The sequence below is a fragment of the Fulvivirga sp. AWR4_260 genome (assembly GCF_056158185.1).
The window spans coordinates 3,028,320-3,048,487 of the sequence record NZ_JBSWSU010000015.1; the positions used below are offsets into that span (position 1 = coordinate 3,028,320).

At 35.9% G+C, this 20,168-nt stretch carries 20 protein-coding genes; 8 read left to right on the plus strand and 12 right to left on the minus strand.

The annotated features are described in order from the left end of the window. Window positions 1-7: 7 nt before the first annotated feature. On the minus strand, window positions 8-685 hold the full coding sequence (sdaAB, locus tag ACXACQ_RS19100) for an L-serine ammonia-lyase, iron-sulfur-dependent subunit beta (protein ID WP_474977588.1): 678 nt from the start codon (window positions 683-685) through the stop codon (window positions 8-10). Between the two features lie 165 nt (window positions 686-850). Between sdaAB and ACXACQ_RS19105 the strand changes: the two genes are divergently transcribed. Next, entirely contained in the window at window positions 851-1,696 is an 846-nt protein-coding gene (locus tag ACXACQ_RS19105; RefSeq protein WP_474977589.1) for an aminotransferase class IV, read from the plus strand. Here the strand turns inward: ACXACQ_RS19105 and thyA are convergent. Beyond that, on the minus strand, window positions 1,693-2,487 hold the full coding sequence (thyA, locus tag ACXACQ_RS19110; protein WP_474977590.1) for a thymidylate synthase: 795 nt from the start codon (window positions 2,485-2,487) through the stop codon (window positions 1,693-1,695). The two genes, ACXACQ_RS19105 and thyA, sit on opposite strands and share 4 nt — an antisense overlap. 237 nt (window positions 2,488-2,724) lie before the next feature. Between thyA and ACXACQ_RS19115 the strand changes: the two genes are divergently transcribed. The 3 genes from ACXACQ_RS19115 (at window position 2,725) to ACXACQ_RS19125 (ending at window position 5,957) form a co-directional block, all read left to right on the plus strand. Continuing rightward, complete coding sequence (locus tag ACXACQ_RS19115; RefSeq protein WP_474977591.1) at window positions 2,725-2,928, plus strand: hypothetical protein; 204 nt, start codon at window positions 2,725-2,727, stop codon at window positions 2,926-2,928. Window positions 2,929-2,989: 61 nt separating this feature from the next. Further along, entirely contained in the window at window positions 2,990-5,257 is a 2,268-nt protein-coding gene (locus ACXACQ_RS19120) for an efflux RND transporter permease subunit (protein ID WP_474977592.1), read from the plus strand. 10 nt (window positions 5,258-5,267) lie between these two features. Further along, the gene (locus ACXACQ_RS19125) at window positions 5,268-5,957 is read left to right on the plus strand and encodes a peptidoglycan DD-metalloendopeptidase family protein (protein WP_474977593.1); all 690 of its coding nucleotides are present in this window, start codon (window positions 5,268-5,270) and stop codon (window positions 5,955-5,957) included. A gap of 9 nt (window positions 5,958-5,966) precedes the next feature. Here the strand turns inward: ACXACQ_RS19125 and ACXACQ_RS19130 are convergent, their stop codons facing one another. Together ACXACQ_RS19130 and ACXACQ_RS19135 are read right to left on the minus strand one after the other, a co-directional pair. Next, window positions 5,967-6,824, minus strand: a complete 858-nt coding sequence (locus ACXACQ_RS19130; RefSeq protein ID WP_474977594.1) for a universal stress protein — start codon at window positions 6,822-6,824, stop codon at window positions 5,967-5,969. 44 nt (window positions 6,825-6,868) lie between these two features. Further along, a complete protein-coding gene (locus tag ACXACQ_RS19135; protein ID WP_474977595.1) occupies window positions 6,869-7,399 on the minus strand; it encodes a Dps family protein in 531 nt (176 codons plus the stop codon). A gap of 245 nt (window positions 7,400-7,644) precedes the next feature. On the opposite strand from ACXACQ_RS19135, the gene ACXACQ_RS19140 reads away from it, so the two are divergent. After that, window positions 7,645-8,508 carry a formate/nitrite transporter family protein gene (locus tag ACXACQ_RS19140; protein WP_474977596.1) on the plus strand — a complete coding sequence of 288 codons (864 nt, stop codon included), beginning with the start codon at window positions 7,645-7,647 and terminating at the stop codon, window positions 8,506-8,508. Here ACXACQ_RS19140 and ACXACQ_RS19145 read toward each other — a convergent pair. The 6 genes from ACXACQ_RS19145 to ACXACQ_RS19170 all read right to left on the minus strand — a co-directional run bounded on the left by ACXACQ_RS19145 (window position 8,501) and on the right by ACXACQ_RS19170 (window position 14,412). After that, window positions 8,501-9,571 carry an alanine racemase gene (locus ACXACQ_RS19145; RefSeq protein ID WP_474977597.1) on the minus strand — a complete coding sequence of 357 codons (1,071 nt, stop codon included), beginning with the start codon at window positions 9,569-9,571 and terminating at the stop codon, window positions 8,501-8,503. The two genes, ACXACQ_RS19140 and ACXACQ_RS19145, sit on opposite strands and share 8 nt — an antisense overlap. A 2-nt stretch (window positions 9,572-9,573) precedes the next feature. Beyond that, window positions 9,574-10,734: an alanine racemase gene (alr, locus tag ACXACQ_RS19150; RefSeq protein ID WP_474977598.1), complete on the minus strand. Its 1,161-nt coding sequence runs from the start codon at window positions 10,732-10,734 to the stop codon at window positions 9,574-9,576. Continuing rightward, window positions 10,727-11,878 carry an amidohydrolase gene (locus ACXACQ_RS19155; protein ID WP_474977599.1) on the minus strand — a complete coding sequence of 384 codons (1,152 nt, stop codon included), beginning with the start codon at window positions 11,876-11,878 and terminating at the stop codon, window positions 10,727-10,729. The genes alr and ACXACQ_RS19155 overlap by 8 nt, the downstream gene beginning before the upstream one ends. Window positions 11,879-11,898: 20 nt before the next feature. After that, entirely contained in the window at window positions 11,899-12,342 is a 444-nt protein-coding gene (locus tag ACXACQ_RS19160; protein ID WP_474978489.1) for a GNAT family N-acetyltransferase, read from the minus strand. Window positions 12,343-12,383: 41 nt separating this feature from the next. Further along, window positions 12,384-13,832, minus strand: coding sequence for a sodium:solute symporter family protein (locus ACXACQ_RS19165; RefSeq protein WP_474977600.1), 1,449 nt, complete (start codon window positions 13,830-13,832; stop codon window positions 12,384-12,386). A gap of 100 nt (window positions 13,833-13,932) precedes the next feature. Next, on the minus strand, window positions 13,933-14,412 hold the full coding sequence (locus ACXACQ_RS19170; protein ID WP_474977601.1) for a MarR family winged helix-turn-helix transcriptional regulator: 480 nt from the start codon (window positions 14,410-14,412) through the stop codon (window positions 13,933-13,935). A gap of 77 nt (window positions 14,413-14,489) precedes the next feature. On the opposite strand from ACXACQ_RS19170, the gene ACXACQ_RS19175 reads away from it, so the two are divergent. Further along, the gene (locus ACXACQ_RS19175; protein ID WP_474977602.1) at window positions 14,490-15,146 is read left to right on the plus strand and encodes a DUF4159 domain-containing protein; all 657 of its coding nucleotides are present in this window, start codon (window positions 14,490-14,492) and stop codon (window positions 15,144-15,146) included. Window positions 15,147-15,374: 228 nt separating this feature from the next. Further along, window positions 15,375-16,181, plus strand: coding sequence for a M57 family metalloprotease (locus ACXACQ_RS19180; protein WP_474977603.1), 807 nt, complete (start codon window positions 15,375-15,377; stop codon window positions 16,179-16,181). Between the two features lie 58 nt (window positions 16,182-16,239). Here the strand turns inward: ACXACQ_RS19180 and ACXACQ_RS19185 are convergent, their stop codons facing one another. Further along, on the minus strand, window positions 16,240-17,469 hold the full coding sequence (locus tag ACXACQ_RS19185) for a hypothetical protein (protein WP_474977604.1): 1,230 nt from the start codon (window positions 17,467-17,469) through the stop codon (window positions 16,240-16,242). 197 nt (window positions 17,470-17,666) lie between these two features. Here ACXACQ_RS19185 and ACXACQ_RS19190 point away from each other — a divergent pair, with 197 nt between their 5' ends. Next, window positions 17,667-18,818: a hypothetical protein gene (locus ACXACQ_RS19190; RefSeq protein WP_474977605.1), complete on the plus strand. Its 1,152-nt coding sequence runs from the start codon at window positions 17,667-17,669 to the stop codon at window positions 18,816-18,818. Between the two features lie 5 nt (window positions 18,819-18,823). Here the strand turns inward: ACXACQ_RS19190 and ACXACQ_RS19195 are convergent, their stop codons facing one another. Beyond that, window positions 18,824-20,029 carry a DEAD/DEAH box helicase gene (locus tag ACXACQ_RS19195; protein WP_474977606.1) on the minus strand — a complete coding sequence of 402 codons (1,206 nt, stop codon included), beginning with the start codon at window positions 20,027-20,029 and terminating at the stop codon, window positions 18,824-18,826. Between the last annotated feature and the right edge of the window lie 139 nt (window positions 20,030-20,168).

Consider the following 20,168-nt stretch of genomic DNA (forward strand, 5'->3'; position numbering starts at 1 on the left):
ATTGATTTTACAAGTCTATATCAGGTATATAAATAACTTCTTTTATCCATTTTAAACTTTCAAGATATGCCAATGTCACATCTTTAAGCCCGCTATCCATCTCTATTACCAAGCACGCCAAATCATTACGTCCTTTACGTGAAACTGACATAGTAGCAATGTTGCAATCATCATGAGAGAGAATATTAGCGATATAAGCTATACTACCTTTCATATCATCAGCTTTAATAATCAGCGTATGTAGGTTAGCCGAAAAATCAGCATTAAAACCATCTACTTCAGCGATATTAATTACACCGCCACCTTTGCTCTCTCCTATAATCTCTACCTTTCGCCCATCCTTTTCCAAGTTTAATTTTATGGTATTAGGATGATATACAGATGCATTGCCTACCGACTTAAAAGTGTAATTAAACTTCTCTTCTTCTGCAATCTTTAATGACTCCCTTATTCTAGGGTCATCAGTTTTATAATCCAATAAACCCGCTACTATGGCTCTATCGCTGCCATGCCCTTCGTATGTACGAGCAAATGAATTATAAAAAGTAATAATAGCTTTATCAGGCCTTCCTCCTAATACTCTAATTGCTGCACGTGCAATTCTGACAACCCCCGCAGTATGCGAACTGGAAGGACCAATCATCACAGGACCGATCATATCAAAAATGCTACTCTTTTCTGCCATAAATCATTATTATTAGTATCAATATTAATCATAATTTTACTGCCATGGGATTTAAAATTATGAATGGTTTAAAAATCGTATGAAAACACCATTACACTGATAAACCTATTCTACCATGGATAAAATAAGCTCAAAGATGAGCGCTATTTGAAAAAAGGCAAGTTTATGAAAGGAATTTTTAACGGAGAACTTATAAAAGATACTCTTCCAGTAGCTTTAAATGATAGGGCACTGCAATTTGGCGATGGTATTTTTGAAACTATAGCTTTACACAATAAAAAACATGCACTTCTCCCCTTTCACCATGCCCGCTTGCTCAAAGGGGCTAAAGCATTGCATCTGAACCTACCGCATGAGCTGTCCTCTATTAACGACTTATCCAAAATGCTCATAAAATTTGCGGTGAAAAATTTTAGAGAAAGCCATGTAAGGCTAAAAATTATGGTCTGGCGAAAAAACGAACTACAAAAAGGATATACATCTCATGATCAAGGTTGCAATTATTTAATAACCGGAGCGGAAATTTCAAAACCTGACATTGGCCTTATTACATGTGGTATCAGTAAAAACGTACAGAACCATAAATGGCTGCTTAGCCCATATAAAAAAATGAATGCTTTGCCTTATATCACGGCCTCTCATGAACGCGATAACTCTAAATTTGAAGACTTAATTATTCTCGATAATGCGGGTCACGTCAGTGAATGTATATACTCTAACATATTTTGGAAAGTGGGCAACCAGTTATATACCCCACATTTAGATACAGGATGTGTGGCAGGAGTTATGCGAGAATACATAATTAATTTGTATCAAAAAAGCTCGCACCCAGTGCTGAAGGTAAAATATAAGCCCGAACAGGTAATAGAGGAAAGTGAAATGATATTTACTACTAACGCACTTGGAGCCAACGTGATCAACAGTGTAAACGGACAGCACATTAGAGGCATGGATCTTAATAAAATAAAAAAAGAGGTAACACAGTTGCTACCTCCATCCTTTAAAGCTTAGACAGCTATAGGCGCCTTTATAGTAGGGTGACTATTATAGTCTACTATTTCAAAATCTTCATATTTATAATCAAATATGCTATTAGGCTTATTTTTAATAACTAACCGCGGTTGAGCCATTGGTTCTCGACTCAATTGCAATTTAGCTTGCTCCAAGTGATTTGAGTATAAGTGTACATCACCTCCTGTCCATACAAACTCACCTACTTTTAAATTACACTGCTCCGCAAAAAGATGAATTAAAAGCGCATAAGAAGCAATATTAAATGGCACTCCTAAAAAGTAATCGGCACTTCTCTGGTACAATTGACAAGAAAGCTTACCATCTGCCACATAAAACTGAAACAAAGCATGGCAAGGAGGCAGTGCCATATTATCTACTTCAGCAGGATTCCAAGCCGTTACAATATGTCTCCTAGAATTAGGGTTATTCTTTATCTGATCAAGTACTTGGCTAATTTGATCTATATGACCACCAGAAGGTGTAGGCCACGATCTCCACTGATGACCGTATACAGGTCCCAAATCGCCATTTTCATCTGCCCATTCATCCCAAATGGAAACTCCATTTTCTTTTAAGTATTTAATGTTAGTATCTCCACTCAAAAACCAGAGCAGCTCATGAAAAATAGACCTAACGTGTAATTTTTTAGTTGTTAATAAAGGAAAACCATCTTCTAAATTAAAGCGAAGTTGTCTACCAAACACGCTTTTAGTTCCCGTTCCCGTTCTATCTCCCTTTTCATTCCCATTTTCGAGAATATCCTTCATTAGGTCTAAATATTGTCTCATAATTATCTATATAATAAGTACTTAAACATCAATTTCTAATACTAAAAGGGCAAAGATAATCATTAGTTAAAGATTCAATGCCTATAAATTAATTATACTCTAATAGTTATTTTTTCTTAAATGAAGACCACTCATCAAAATAACAACAACAAAAACCAAAAAAAATATTGTAAAATAAATTAAAATTCATAAAATGCATTAACAATTTTTTGTTCTGACAACTTATAAAACTTTTTTATGTTCAGACATTTTTTCAATCCTAAGCGACAAAGAGTTATTGAGGCCGTAATAAATTATTACGAAGGCAACTCTAATGAAATTCCTTATAATAGCTCCGAAATTAAAGAAGCCATGGAATGGCTTAATAATAATGAAATGCCCAATAAAGAAATGCTACTGGCCAGGTTAAACATGGCACTGTTGATTACCCAATCGAAATAATCGTTATTATTAGTCAACAGAGCCTATGCCAATTTGTTAAACTGGCATAACTTTGTTTTTGATGTCTAAAAAAAATGCTTACAGACTTATAGTCTTATTGTTTATCATCACGATAATACTGGGTTTTAATCTCAAAAATCTAAAGTTTAATTACGTATTTGAGAGTTTTTTCCCAGAAAAAGACCCTGCACTAGAGTATTATCATGAGTTTGAAAAAGAGTTTGGGAATGATAATAATTTCTTGCTGATAGGGATTGAAAATACCCCTTCTATTTTTGATAGCACGTTTTTAAAGCAGCTCAATCACTTTTCAGAAAATTTAGATTCAATTGCTCATATCGAAAGAGTAATTTCATTAACATCCATTCAATTACCTGTTATTAGTAAAGCCGGATTTTTTAATGTACCGCTTGTACACCTAAAACAACCAGCCTTACTAAGTAAAGACAGTGCTCGAATATTTGAGAGCGAACAATTTACAGAAAAATTAATATCAAAGAATAGTCAAGCTACAGCGCTAATAATTCAACATGCTGAATTACAAAGCAAGCCAGCAACAGACTCACTAGTAAATAACATTGAGCAATTAATCAATAGCTACGCCTTTGAGAAAACACATTTTGCTGGGCGTGTATATGCTCAAGGTGTTTTTATTGAAAAAATGCAGACCGAGTTAATGGTATTTCTCTCTGCTTCGGTAGTATTGGTAATCGTTTTCCTGTTCTTGTGTTTTAGGTCCTTTTCGGGTGTTATAATTCCTCTGATAGTTGTAATGCTTTCCACTGTATGGATACTTGGTATTATGGGGCTAACAGGAAAACGCTTAGACATTCTGATGGTACTACTCCCCACCATTATGTTTGTGGTAGGCATGTCTGATGTAGTGCACTTATACACCAAGTATATTGAATTATTAAGATCAGGCTTATCTAAAATAGATGCTATAAAAATTACAGTAAAAGAAGTTGGCCTTGCCACATTTCTAACCTCGCTTACTACAGCTATAGGCTTCTTCACATTAATAACAGCCACCATTTCGCCTATTCAGGAATTTGGTTTATATACGGGCATAGGAGTTTTTGTAGCTTTTATAGTAACGTTTACACTAATGCCAGCCTTGCTCCTTATCTTAAAAAAGCCAAAAATAACGAAAGTAAACCGTCACAATATATGGCAGCCACTAGTTGAAAAAATGTTCATTTTCACCTTAAAAAGGAGAAAAAAGGTATTTGCCATCAATTTATTAATCATTGTTTTATCTTTATTCGGCCTCTATCAAGTAAAAATTAACAGTTATCTCATAGATGACTTACCGGACAATGCGCCCTTAAAAGTAGACTTTAGGTTCTTCGACAAATATTTTGGAGGTTCTAGGCCATTTGAAATCACGGCCACTGTTACCTCCGACTCTTTAAATGTATTTTCTCCCGACATTATAAAGAAAATAGCACTCGTAGAAAATTATTTAAAATCAGATTTTGGCGCAGGCAATATTATATCCCCAACAATTATTATAAAAGGAGTAAACCAAGCATTGCATGGAGGAAACCCTAAATATTTTATATTACCTGCATCGCAGCGTGAATGGAAGCAGGTTAATAAATACTTAAGAAGGATTACGAAGAGAAAGCAAGATCAAAAGCTTTTCTCCGAAGATCTTAAAACTGCACGCATAAGCATGCGCACAGGAGATGTTGGCAGCGCCATTACACTAGAGAACACTAAAAACTTTTATCAGTATACGGAAAACATGTTTTCGGCTAATAATGTGTCTTTTAGAGTAACTGGCACCTCAAACCTTATAGACCGTAACAATGAGTACTTGGCCCAAAACATGTTTAAAGGACTGGGCATTGCGTTTCTTGTAGTTGCAACTATAGCGGGGTTGTTATTTAAATCAATCCGTATGGTACTGATTACTTTAATACCCAATATTATACCTTTAATGATCGTAGGGGCTATTATGGGCATAGCCGATATTAACCTTAAGATGTCAACCTCCATTATCTTCACCATTGCATTTGGAATAGCAGTAGACGATACCATACATTTTACAAGTAAATTTAAAATAGAGCTAGCGAAAGGAAAAAACCTTCTCTACGCACTAAAAAGAACATATCTTTCTACAGGAAAAGCCATTATAATTACTAGTTTAATATTGTCTGGAGGTTTTTTAATACTCCTCCTATCTACTTTTGGAGGCACATTTTATACAGGACTTCTTATCAGTTTAACCTTAGTTTTTGCCTTGGTGATAGATTTAACTTTGTTACCAGTTTTGATTTTATATTTTTACAAAAAAGCTAAAGCAAACAACCAACACAAGTAATATATTATTTATGTCTTTAGAAGAAACCTTAAGAAATCTCAGCTTTGAACCAATAACTAAGTACGATTTAAATGATAGTACCAAAGTTCATATTATGGATTTTTCAATCGATAACCCAGACCTCGATTTTCTTAAAGGTAACAAAGATCCTCTCGCTCTTACTAATTTTGTAAATCAACAGTTAAGCATACATAATTGTACTATTGGTATTGGAGGCTATGGAGAAGATAGGGTGATTTATAAATTTAGTGATGTTTTCAACAAAGCAAATGATGAACCCAGATCAATCCACTTAGGAATTGACATTTGGGCTGAAGCCGGAACAAAAATTTATTGCCCGCTCGATGGTGAGATTTATAGTTTAAAAGACAATGATAGCATTGGTGATTATGGACCAACTATTATAGTTAAGCATACTATAAAAGAAATGAGCTTTTATACCCTTTACGGACATTTAAGCAAAGCCTCATTAGTAGGAAAAAACGAAGGGGACCTTATTAAAGCCGGAGATCAACTGGCTACTTTGGGGGTATTTCATGAAAATGTCAATTGGCCGCCTCACTTGCACTTTCAAATCATTAAGCATATAGCCGAAAAAACAGGTGACTATCCGGGTGTTGCAAAACCCTCTGAAAAAGATTATTACTTAGACAATTGCCCTAACCCTAATTTAATATTAGGAGTTAAAGCTTTGCCCTAAAGTTATGGGTTAATATATAAACACAGGAAACTGACTTCGAGAAACCACCTGCTCCACATGGCAGTCTTTAAAATTTGATAATTTGCCATGCCTATTAACGGCTATACAGCCCGCATTCAGCTCATTAGCATAAGAGATTATGGCTTCTTCTTTATTAGCACTGTCTATAACTTTTACTGAATCTACAGGCATATTGTGCTGTAGCAAAAACTTCTTTAAACCATTTTCTGTCCATCGTTTTTTGTCCCCCTCATAATTGATGTGTACAAAATGCCAATTATCAAATAATTCGCTAGACACATTAATGAATTTGTCAAAATTTTCACTGAGGTATGAGTCTTCGTCCATGCTTACCAAAATACTTTTGTTGTCTGATATGGCATCTACATATTTATTACAGACCATAACTGGGCATCCGGAACGGATAATTTCGTTGGCCTTTTTATTTTGACACAATGTATCTCCAATACTAATGTGACCATTTAGCCCCATTACTATTAGGCCTATATTTTTATTTTTTATTTGCTTTTTAATGCCTGGATAAAGCCGCTCAAATTTAATTTCGGAGTATATCTTTGGCGAACCAGAAATGCTTATGCCTTGAAGTAGCTCTACTAGTTTTTCTTGATTTTCTTTTAGTTGATTAATTGAAGAAGAAAGCTCATCGCCAATATTAATTAAAGTAGCATTTTTTTTCTTAGAAGAAGGAGGAGGAATAAAATTAACGAGGTGAATATCAGTATTAAGTCGATTAGCAAGTTTCACGGCATTGTCCATTCCGTATTTAGCAGCCATCGTAAAATCTATCGGAACTAAAATATCTTTTCCTTGGGTTTCCATGCTGTCTGTAGTTAGAATAAGGGCCATATACTGGCCCTTATTGGGTGAGATATAGTCTAAATCTAAACTATTTATTCTTTTGTTGCAAATGCAGTGAACATCCAATGAGTTTTCTCCATCTTCTCTACAAATGCGTTAATCATATTTTCTGTACCTACATCACCAATATCTATAGCAGCATCGGCTACATTAACCATGTACCCTAGTAGCACCTCAAAATCATTAAGAATTTCATTTACCATAGACATACCGTCTAGGTCAGTGCCTGTTTCTTTTATTTCTGAGTTTTCGAGATATTCTTTGAGCGTGCTCATGGGAGTATATCCGAAAACTCTAATCCTTTCGGCAATAGCGTCAATATTTACTTTTGCTTCGTTATACTGTTCTTCAAATTTTTCATGGATATCGAAAAAATCAGGCCCTTTTACGTTCCAATGGTAATTTCTTAATTTCTGATAGTGCACATGATAATTGGCCAAAAGTTGGTTTAAGGTATTAACAATTTCCGCAGTTTCTGGCTTAGAAAATCCAAGTTTCTTGTATGCCCATAAACGTCCTTTTTTGTTATTGTTATTATCTACTTCTTTAGTTTCAATACTCATAATTCTAATCTTTTGTAATTATGCTAGTAATAAAACAATAACTGTACTAAAGCCTACCTAGCTTAACAAAACCTCCTACAACCCACATTAAACATCATTTAGAGCTTATAAAGCTTGTTTTCCTCTGATTTAAATGAACATAATGAGCAATGCTATATACTGATGCGTAGAATAACTTCCCCATCAGGTTATATAACATTTCTATACCTTTTTTCATTTATATATAACTTAATAAATAAGCTTGAATGAATATAAAAGAGTTTTTTAACCCGAAACCGCAAAAGGTAGAGGACATTAGCAACGAACCAAAAAGTATATATCACATTTTTGAAGAGCAAATTAATGCGGGTTTAGCCGAGCATGACAGATCTCCTCTAGGTCTATTTGTTTCTTCTTTTGCTGCTGGTTTAGAAGTAGGATTTACACTATTTCTATCAGGTGTCATATACACTTTACTACATGGGAGTGTATCAGATAATGTAATGCATATCATTATGGCACTTTGCTACCCTATAGGTTTCATATTTGTTATTATAGGTAGATCCGAACTATTTACTGAACACACCACATTGGCAGTTATTCCTGTTCTGCAAGGAAGCACCACCTTTAAAAGCCTAATGAAATTATGGGGAATTGTATTTGGGGGTAACCTTATTGGCGGCTATATAGTGGGGCTGCTCATCTCCTACCTAGGCATTAATATGGACATTATTACAGTAGATACATTTTACCATATAGCACATAAGCTGACCAAATACGATTGGATTGTCACGTTTAGCAGTGCTGTAATAGCAGGTTGGCTTATGGGCCAATTATCTTGGTTAGTCACTTCATCTCAAGAAACCGTGAGTAGAATTCTAATGGTAATACTTATCACTGCACTTATTGGTGTGGGAGGCCTACACCACAGCGTAGTTGGTTCTATTGAAGTATTTGCTGGTATGGTTACTTCTGATATAAGCTTCGGAGATTACCTTCACTTTCAATTTTGGACTACGCTAGGTAATGTGGTTGGTGGTGTGGTATTTGTTTCTGTAATAAAATTCAGTGCCATCAAGTTTAGTCAGCAAAAAGGAGGTGAAAACAAACATAAAGATCATTTTAAATGATCTTTTTATCTATATAATCAGAATTAAGAATACTTAAAGCTCCCATATAGCGGAGCTTAAATGATATTAAGTCTCCTACTTTATAATCGTTTTTAGCATCACCCATGTCAATAACCAGCATATCACTACTGGCTCCTTTCACTTCTATCCTATCATCATCAGGGATTAGATATTCAGGAGAGATGTCTAATAGACCAATATCAATAATAGCTCTATATGATGTTTTTCCATAATCATCTTCGTTAATCTCCGTAATTTCTCCAGATGGATTTTCTGCTAGCTCTCCCATAGGTACTCTGGGCTTTTCATACAATTCTATGATCTCAGTATACAGTTTAAAGACATCGTCTTTCATACCTGCTACCGTTTTCATGGTAAATAAATTGAGTCCAAAATATAGAATTTCTCCTACTCTAAAATGGTTGACGCCCATAGGCCTCATCTTTTTCAACAAAAGAGGTATAGTTACTGATGTACCGCCAGATACCCATGGAATAGTTCTGTTAAACTTAGCTTCTATCAACTGCTTGTACAAACTCAATTGAATAAGCTTGTCTTGCGATGGCATTACACCATGAAGGCAATTGAGGTTGGTACCAATGCCTACAATATTAATATTTGGCAGTTCAAATATTTTACTATAAAAGTCAATTACATTTTCGCCCAGCACACCTTCTCTCAAGTCTCCCATCTCTATCATTATAATCACCTTATGCACTTTCTCTTGCTTTTGAGCCTCTTGAGAAAGCATTTTAATAGTAGCAAAACTAGAGTTGAAGCTAACATCTGCATATTTTACTATATGCGATATACTGCGTTTTGCAGGCGGCTTAATGTAAACAGTTTGAACCGTGGGGTCAATCTCTTTAACCACCTCCAAATTACTGATGCGAGAATCGTGAATTTCTCTGGCACCTAAAGCTATTACCTCTTTAATATAATCTTTATTGCCACAAAGCAACTTAGTAACCACACCCCACTGAATACCGCGGGCTTCAAAAAGCTTAGTTAAATATTGATAATTATGCTTTAATCTATCTTTATATAATTCTAAGAATGCCATTTTTATTTTGTTATACGTGGAATATCTTGAGGCAACCGAGTCAGTAACTCATAATTTAATTGATTACTCAATTCGCTAAATGAAGCCACAGATACTTCTACATTTTTTAATTCACCAATTAAAATCACCGGAGTCCCTCTTTTTACATCAGGGATATCTGAGATGTCCACCATCATCATATTCATATTAACTGTACCAATGACCCCTACCCTAACTCCATTAATAACCACACGACCTTGGTTACTAAGCGCACGAGTATAACCATGGCCATACCCTACAGGCACAACTGCAAGTGTCATATCCTGATGTGCTAAAAAGCTAGTGCCGTAACCTACGAAATCACCCGTTTTAATTTCTTTAATGGTCATTACGTGACTTGTCCAAGTAATAACACGTTTTAAAGGATCTCGTTTATTTTCAGGCGTAGATTTGGCTAAAAAATCAATAAGAATTTCTTTACTCGGCCAGAAGCCATATTGTAATATACCTATTCTTACCATATCCATCTGCGTTTGCGGATAAGCCATTGCAGCGGCAGAACATGCAGTATGCTGAATACCGTAATCTATTCCTTGGCTTTTTAAATACTTACATATCTTATTGTATTGATTGATCTGTTTTTTAACCCGAACATAATTAGCTATACTTTCTGCACCAGCATAATGCGTGCATATACCTTTAATTTCAATCAATTCTTTGTTGCCGCTAATCAGGTCCACAAAATATTGTAATTGCTCTTGGGTAAAGCCAGTACGATGCATTCCTGTTTCTACCTCTAGGTGTATCAGCGCCTTCTTCCCTACCTCTTCGGCAACAGCCATCGCTTTCCTAGCGCGCTCTATATCAAAAACAAAAAACTCAATGTCATTATCTATTACCCATGCTAAATCCTCATCATGAATTTCCCCCATGATCATAATGGTAGCATTGTGCCCTTTTTCCAGTGCATTATAAACTTCATGTGCTTCATTGGCACTAAATGCAGAAAAATGGTCAACACCACACTTACGCAACATAGGTACAATAGCACTTATACCATGCCCGTAAGCATTTCCTTTCACCACTGAAGAAATCCTAACTCCTTCATTTAAAAAATCACGAATAAAATTGATATTAGAAGACAATGCTTCTTGATTGAGAGTAATGATTGAGGTATTATTCATTCTCTTTTTTATATAATATTTGTTTAATTATTTCATTATACATAGCTACACCAGTGGATATAACAGTATCCGGAAAATCATAATCGGCATTATGTAAGTCTGGTGTATCTTCTCCTGCACCCAGACCAAACATGGCTCCTTTACATTCTTGAGTAAATAAGCCAAAATCTTCACTCCACCTAAATGGTTGATCTATCCAATGAATGTCAGCCTCTATGCTCGTGGCTGCTTTGTTTAAAAAGCTTACGCACTCGTCAGTATTATAAGTAGCACTGAAACCTTCGGTTTCAGTCACTGTTAACTCTAAATTGTACCTACTATTCACCTGTTTGGCCTCTGCAATGGCTGTTTCTTCCAAGCGTTGCAGATCTTCGTTGGTATGAGCTCTAATAGTACACATAACCACCCCATAGCCCGGAGTAGTACCGAAAGCCTTATCACCCATACGGCAGTGCACTACCGTTGACAGGCCAAATCCATCCAAATTACTGGTATGGTCAGGAAGATGATGTAAATATTGAAGTAGATGAGATAGAGCAATTAATGGACTGTTACCATTTTCAGGTTCAGCAGCATGTGATGTACTTCCTGTTAACTCAAAAATTAACCCTTTGGAAGCAGAGGCAAAAATGCCTTTTTTTAGTATAATTTGGTTTTTCGGGTAGCCGGGTAAATTATGTAAAGCAAAAATGTAATCTGGCTTTATGTTTTTAAATTTATTATCAGCTAGCATGCGCTCAGCTCCTTCACCTGTTTCCTCGGCTGGCTGAAACATCAATACTACTTCTCCAATATGAGGACGAGTATTGGCCAAATTATGAGCTATACCAGCTACCATCACCATGTGTCCATCGTGCCCACATTTATGCCCCTTCCCTTCATTTAATGACAAGTAAGGCAAGCCTATATTTACTTCCTCAATAGGAAGAGCATCTAGCTCTGCTCTAAACATAACCCTAGGCCCAGTTGCTTCACCACTAAAAATAAAAGCAATACCATCTCCCCCAATATTACTAACCACATCATCAGGTTTAAAAACATCGATAAACTGTTTTATTCTTAAAGCTGTTGAGGTTTCTTCTCCTGCTATTTCAGGGTGTTGGTGCAATTCGTGCCTTAAGGCTATTAATTTGTCTAAATCCATGTATGCCCTATAAGTCCAACTTATTTTTTAAGCCTCATTTCAAGATATTTGTTGGTAAAACCTAGCTTTTCGTATAGGTGCTTTGCAGGATTATTGGGTTCCACATGCAGTGCTATATCTCCCTCTGCATGGTCAATAGCCTTTTGCATGAGAAATTTACCAATACCATTACCTCTATAATCTTTATTTATAGCTATATATACAAGAATGTTTTCTGGAATATAACCTTTCATCCCTGTTCTATTCACTACCACTGCACCTATAATTTTTCCATTATCACTAGCAGTAACTACAAAACCTCCGGGTGTAACCCCACTATTAAGAGCATAGTCAATGGCTTTTGAAATATCGGGTTTTTCATCTCCATATTCATCCAAGTGCTTAAACAAAAAGTTAGCTATTTCGTCTCTTTGTATGAGCCCTACTGTCTGAGCCGGTCTAAGTATATTATAATCGATTGTCATTTCTTGTATATTTCCTTTTTTATTAAGCTCTACTGTATTCATTAAGATAATGTCTCTGCTTTTATATTTTTTCTAATCATATTTACCACCACAAAAACTACCAAAGAAGATAGTATACCAAAAATATTAGCATCTAAACCAAAAGGTAGTGCCAGATCAGACAAAATGAGCGTTAGTGTAACCAAACCTCCGGTTAGCATAGATAAAAATGCCGCTAATGAACTAGTGTTTTTCATAAATAAAGCTCCCAGAATAGGTATAAATAATCCAGAAACCATAAATGCATATGAGTAAAGCATTAATTCTAGCACATTTTCCATAAAAGTGGCCAAAATCAAGGCTGCAACACCTACTATTAGCGTAAGAACCTGAGAAGTTCTGAGTACACTTTCATCACTTTTATTTTTATGTAGCCATTTACCAAAAACGTCAGTGAGCAAATTACCCGAAGCCGCCATTAAACAACTATCAGCGGTTGACATAATTGCTGAAAAATATGCTGACATCATTAGCCCCATAAGGCCTACGGGTAAAATAGACCTTAGCAATAGTGGCAATCCCATTTCATCATCTAAGTCATTAACATTTGCAAAGCCAAGTTGTTCAAACATTCCTTGCTCTGCTGCCACTCTGGCAAACAGCCCTAGCAAAACACCCATAAGCGCCATAATTGGCCACTCGAAAAGTCCTGCTATAAACCAAGCCTTTCTGGCTTCTTTCTCATTTCTACAACTATATATACGTTGATATAACGTCATGCCTACAAACCAGATGGGAATTATGGTTATCCCCCAATTCACAAACTGCTGCCACTCTATATTTCCAAAGGACAAAAAATCTTTGCTTAGCGTCTGCTCAATGGCATCATAACCTCCAATAGCAGTATACCCTAAAGGAAGGCCTATGAATATTAAACCTGACATCAGTATGATCCACTGTATGGTATCAGTATAAATTACTGCTTTCATTCCTCCCATTACGGTATAAACAATGGCAATCACCCCCATAATGATAAGGGCCGTATTTTTGTCTAACTCTATAAAGGAGGCAGATGCTAATTTGGCTCCTGCCAATATTTGAGAACTGGTAAAACCAAGATAACCAATGGCAGAAATTACACCCGCGAGCAATGCTACCTTACCATTATAAAAATGACCGAAAATTTGAGGGAAAGTCAATAAATTTAAATCTCTACTGAGTTTGCTAACCTTAGGAATGAGCACCACAGCCGCTAGCCATGCTCCAATTAACCCCGTAAACAACATCCAAGAACCCGCTATACCCATAGTAAAACCTAGGCCTCCAAGACCTATGGAAAAACCTCCTCCTACATCGGTAGCCACTACAGAAAGCCCCACGTGCCATGGCCCCATGCTTCTTCCACCAACATAATAATCATCTGTGCTTTTGTTTTTTTTCAGGAAGAAAAAGCCCACACCAAGCATCACGAGCATATATAAGGCAAAAATCACAATATCAATTGCGTGCATGAAATATTATTTTCTATAGAAACTAATTTCAAACAAAACTACTGATATGATATGTAAAAAGCCATTTTCCGAAGTATTTATACTATTTTACCATCACCCCTTACAGTAAATTTTGATCAGACTCTCCACTAATAGTATCGTACGCGGCCAACTCTTCTATACCCAATGCTTTAATGATCAAGCGAAAAGAATCTTCTATTTGCACTATCTTTTCTTTTGGAAGCTTGGAGAGCTTAGCGCTCAATTCATCTTGCCACAGCTGAGGCGTATTGTTTAACAGCGTATGAGAAGCTTCTGTCAAACTAACATTTACAATTCTTCTATCCTTCTCGTCTTGCTTTTTCTCTAGATATGCTTTCTTACAGAGCCGGTTAACTATTCCGGTTACCGTACTATGGTTGAGGTTGAGGTATTTAGAAATCTCACCATGAGACGCCACCTCCCCTTTTTTATTATTTAAATATTGTAGTACCAATAATTGAGGAATACTAATACCATACTCCTTTTGTATCCGTTTAGATTCAAGGTTAACTGATCTTACAATTTTTCGTATGTTGATTAATATATTTGCTGAGTTCACAATTATTTTTTTGAGCAAATTTAAAAGAATTATATTTTGGTGAGTCGGCCAAGTATATCATATTTTTACACATAGTTATGAAGTATGCATTCACATTAATCATCAGTTTATTCGTTGCTCTCAATGTTATGGCTCAAAGCCAGTTAAAAATTGCCAAATTACACTATGATGGCGGTGGTGACTGGTATGGAAATAAAACTGCACTACCCAACTTGGCAGAATTTTGCAATAAAACACTCAACACCAACATATCTGCTGACGATGACGATGTTGAGGTCAGTAGTCCCGACTTGTTTTTATACCCCTATGTTTACATGACCGGGCACGGCAACGTGGTTTTCTCTGATAGCGATGCTAACAACCTACGCAAATACCTTTTGGCTGGAGGTTTTTTACATATTGATGATAATTATGGGTTAGATCAATTTGTAAGATTGGAAATGAAAAAAGTTTTTCCTGAATTAGAGTTTGTAGAAATCCCCTATAGTCACCCTATATATCATCAAGAATTTAATTTCCCAAATGGCTTACCTAAAATACATGAACATGATGGCAAACCTTCTCAAGGTTTTGGGTTAATTTATAAAGGCAGACTTGTATGTTTTTATACTTATGAAAGTGACTTAGGCAATGGCTGGGAAGATCAAAGTACGTACAATGACCCTGAGGCAAAAAGACAAGAAGCCCTTAAAATGGGTGCTAATATCATCAGCTATTGCTTCACTCAAAACTAACCTTTCATATAAGAGTATTTACCTCAGGAAAAAATCTAACATCAAAAAAATACCTTTCTTTCTATTTATTTGCATCTAAACCACCTTTTAAGCTTAAAATTTAATCCACAAAGTCCAATATCACCATTAATCTTACAAATGATGGTATAATAGCAAGCTTCACAAATAATTATTGGCTAGGTTGTCTATATTCAACCATTAATCATTAAATAACCTTAACCAATTATTATGACAAACCTTAAATTATGGGCTTGCGCCCTCTCTCTCACTTTTTTAGGGGTATCGTGTCAGGAAGAAGAGCAAAGCTCTATGCCAGAAAAACAATCCATTCCTGCTGAAACGTTAGCCAAAATTGAAAATCTTGGTTTTAAAACCACCGATGCATTTCAATACGATGGCAAGTTTATAGTAGAGAATGACATTGTTTTAACCGCGGCAGATCTCGAATCAATGGAAACTAGGAAGTTTTTAAAAGATGAGCAATACTGCACAGATAATTTAGTTACCGGTCTCCCACGAACAATCACAGTATTTTTAAGTTCAAGCTTCTCTTCGAAGTATTTTACTGCACTTGATGCAGCATTAGATAGGTACAACGATGAAGGACTAAGCTTAACCTTTACAAGAGTAACAAGTTCATCTAGTGCCGACATTTCTATTTCACCTTCACCATTCTGGTACTACTGGTTTGGCATCTTAGGTTCTAGTGGTTTCCCTACAGCTACAGGAGAGCCATATGACGAAATTCTTCTGACCAAAGAATATTACGATGATGTAAGCGATTTAGGAGCACTTACTACAACTATAGCACATGAATTAGGCCATCTAATCGGCTTTAGACATACTGACTATATGGACAGAAGTTATAGCTGTGGAGGCTCTACCAGCGATGAAGGTGACGGTGGCGTTGGCGACAATCACATTCCTGGCACTCCTACTACACCAGAAGCGGCCTCATGGATGCTTGCCTGCTCTGATGGGTCAGACAGACCTTTTAGTTCTGCTGATAAAACGGCTTTAGATTACCTCTATTAATCACAAACCAATAATCAATCCGCACTCTACTCTAAAAAGCCCCGTTTCTGGGGCTTTTTTATTTATTCAGCCTGAAGCCTGTTTTAAATACTATTGGAGAGTCATAAGGGCTCGTCTCATTATCATGCAAGACATTATACAAAACTAGCGCCTGCATTTCTAACCATTTTGTTACATGAAATTTTCGCCCTACTCCCAACATGGCTGTTTCCACCCACTTTCGCGCATCTTTTTCTTTAAAGCCACCATTCGTTCTTATTTTCTCACCTTCCACCTGCACGAAAAAATTATTAAATACGGTGTAATTAGCAAAAAGACCAAATCCATAAGTCTTATCACTATTAGCAAACCGACTATTATCTACACCTAGTTTTGATCTATATGTGGCTGTCATCCCTACCTCTGACAATTTATTAATTTTATAGCCCAAAACCGGAGCCAAATCAATACTAACAGGGTTTGTTTTACCAATACTAAAGTTTCCTCCAAGCACGATCCTTTCCCACAAACTTTTTCCTTCTAGAGAACTTCTCTTTTTGGCTGTTGATAAATCATTACTATTAGGAACATAACTGTACTTCTTTTTAAGCGTACTCATCTTGTTCTGTACCTCTTGAATCTTATCAGCATTTTCAGTGATGTACTTTTTCGCCTCGCTGGTCATTTTTTCTTTTAAAGCTTTCTTTGCCGCAGCTTGTTCTATTGCCTCCTTCTGCTTCTCAATATCTTTGGTAACATCCTCCATCTCATCAAAAGCGGACTTCTCCTTTAAGCCTTCAAATTCATTATATTTAGTCTCATCACTCAAAGCTTTTTTCGCTCGTTCTTCTACTTTTTCTTTGACCTTCGCAGTTGTTGAGCTATCCGCTTTTATATCTGTTACAGTAATTCCCAAATTTTCTTGAGCAACCCCATCTACATAGCTTTTAGCCTTACCCCTCACTTCAGCAGAATCCATAGGAACCTCAATATTTCCTATATGATTAGATAACGAATCATTTAATACTTGTTTTGATTTCTCCACCACCGCAGCCGAATCAATCTTGCTATCTGGAATATCTACATAGTTATTAATACTATCACGAAGCACTTGCTCACTTTTGTTTTTTATTTGCTTCTCGCGATCCTTCGCATCTTTCTTTATGTATTTTTTAAAAAGTTTCTCCTTCTTTTTACCTTCTGGCAGCTTATCTAAAATTTCCTGATGTTCATCACTAAGAACCTGAGCCTTCACATTGAGGCATAGTAATGAAAAAGCGCTCAGAAAAGCATAAAAAACAAATTTCACTATTGGTATAGATTTTGGTAAGATTGAATTCGTACAAGAAATCAATAAATAATATTTAACAAAGCTATAATTTTTATCTTCACAATATAAAACTTTAAAAATAAATTATTAAAATAAGAATAATTAAAAAATCAACCCTATAATTGAAAGGTTACCATAAATCTCTCAGTGGTACTAATTGAATAGAAATTGAACGCATGACAAACAAAAAACTCTATACACTTATTTTTAGCAGCCTTTTACTGCTTTTAATTTTTTCATGTTCATCCGGTAAAAAGGCATTTGAAAATGGCAATTACTACACCGCTGTTATTAAGTCCGTCAATAGATTACGCCAAAATCCTAATCACAAAAAGTCAAAAGAAACACTAAAGAAAAGCTACCCTTTAGCGCTAAAAACGTTTCAACAGAACGCTCAAAATGCTTTAAATGAAAACCATAGATTCAAATACAAAACAGTATTAAGAAACTATCAATCCGTTAACTCCATGTACGAGGAAATATCACGCTCTCCAGGGGCAATGAAAATAATTCCTAGACCATTAAATTATTACAACAAACTACCCCTACTTAGAGAGCAGGCTGCTGAAGAAAGCTATGCTGCTGCCACAGAAACCATGAAGTTAAATACTCGCGAAGCGGCTAAAGAAGCTTATTATTTATATGTAGATGCTTTAGAGTTTGTCCCCAACTATAAAGATGCTTTTTTCAAAAGAGATGAAGCAAAATTTGAAGCCACATTGAAAATTGTAGTAGAACAAATACCTGTACCTAGAAAGTACAACCTGAGTGGAAATTTCTTTCAAGATAAAATAGAAGAGTACTTACATAATTATAACAAGAATGAATTCATCAGGTTTTACACCCCGCGAGAAGCTAAAATAGATGAACTACCCTATGTAGATCAATATTTACATTTAGAATTTGATGAGTTTGTTATAGGTAGAACCAATTATAGCAAAAACACTGAGACCATCACTAAAGATAGCGTTAAAGTGGGTACAGTTAAATTAGATGATGGCACCGAGAAAGCTGTATACAACACCGTAAAAGCCAAATTAACATTTTATAAAAAAGAAGTAATATCCAATGGCACACTCAGCATGAGAATATTCGATGGCAATAATGACGGAGTGCTTTTACATAAAAAATTATCAGGTGAATTTGTGTGGGTAAATGAATGGGCCAATTTCAACGGAGATGAAAGGGCGTTATCAGAAGAGGATTTAAATATTTGTGAAGGATCTGAGTTATCCCCTCCTGATTCCCAAAATTTGTTCATTGAATTTACAAAACCAATTTATGATCAGTTAATTCAATCGATTAATGAATATTATAAAAACCTCTAAATCGATTATTTTTTAGATCTTTTAAAAAATTTCTTCTTTCGGGGTCTTCTATTATTCCTAGGATTGTATGAAGGCCCCTCACCCAACGCAGCAGGGAGTTTACCTTTCAAAACTGGCGCTCCTAATAACTCTTCAATGGCACCGAACTTACTTTGCTCTTCTTCATTTACAAAAGTAAATGCCGCTCCCTTGGAGGCTGCTCTAGCAGTACGCCCTATCCTATGAATATAATCTTCACCATCGTTGGGCACATCATAATTTATAACAAGTTCAATATCTTCAATATCGATACCTCTACTAATTATATCAGTCGCTACTAAAATATTGATTTTTCTATTCTTAAAGCTTCTCAAAACTTGCTCTCTCTCACTTTGGTCAAGATCCGAATGAATATCTTCTACAGAAAACTCTAACCTCTTCAACTCTTTAGCCAATTGTTTCGCACTAGACTTTGTAGAACAAAAAACAATTACACTTTGTAGTTTTTTGGCTTGCAACAAATAACTAGCCAATGGTATCTTCTGCTTATCATATAATATAAATGCAGCTTGCACCACTCTTTCGGCAGGCTTAGAAATAGCAATATTAATCTCACTAGGTTCAACTAATATTTTCTTAGCCAAATCCCTAATTTTATTCGGCATGGTAGCTGAAAACAACAAATTCTGCCTTTTTTTAGGTAAAAATGAAAGGATCTTCATAAGATCATCATGAAAACCCATGTCCAACATTCTGTCGGCTTCATCCAAAACTAAACACTGCAGATTCTCTACCTTAACATAGCCCAGATTAAGATGAGCAATCAACCTTCCGGGAGTACCTATTACCACATCCGCTCCCTGAGAAAGTGCTGCTTTTTCACGAGAGAAAGACTGTCCATCACCACCACCATATACCGCAATAGAACTCACTGAGGTAAAGTATGACAATCCCTCCATCTGTTGATCTATCTGCACGGCCAACTCTCTGGTAGGTACTATTATTAGAGCTTTTATTTGTTCATCATGACTCCCAGCCGTTAGCACATGATGAATAACAGGCAGCAAAAATGCTGCTGTTTTACCTGTACCTGTTTGTGCTGAAGCAATAATATCTTTACCCGCAATAATCTCAGGGATAGCCTGCTCCTGAACCGGAGTAGCATCTGTAAATCCTATAGCCTCAATCCCTTCCAACAGGCGTTCATGGAGGCCCAATTCCTTAAACTTCAATATGTTACTTTTTTATAAAAATTGTTACCAGAATCTTTTATCCGGCCTATACCCTTTTTCTTTAAAAAATGCAAGATAATGAAAATAATTGCATTATCGTTAAGTACAATGTATTATCATTGCGTACTGATTATAAAAT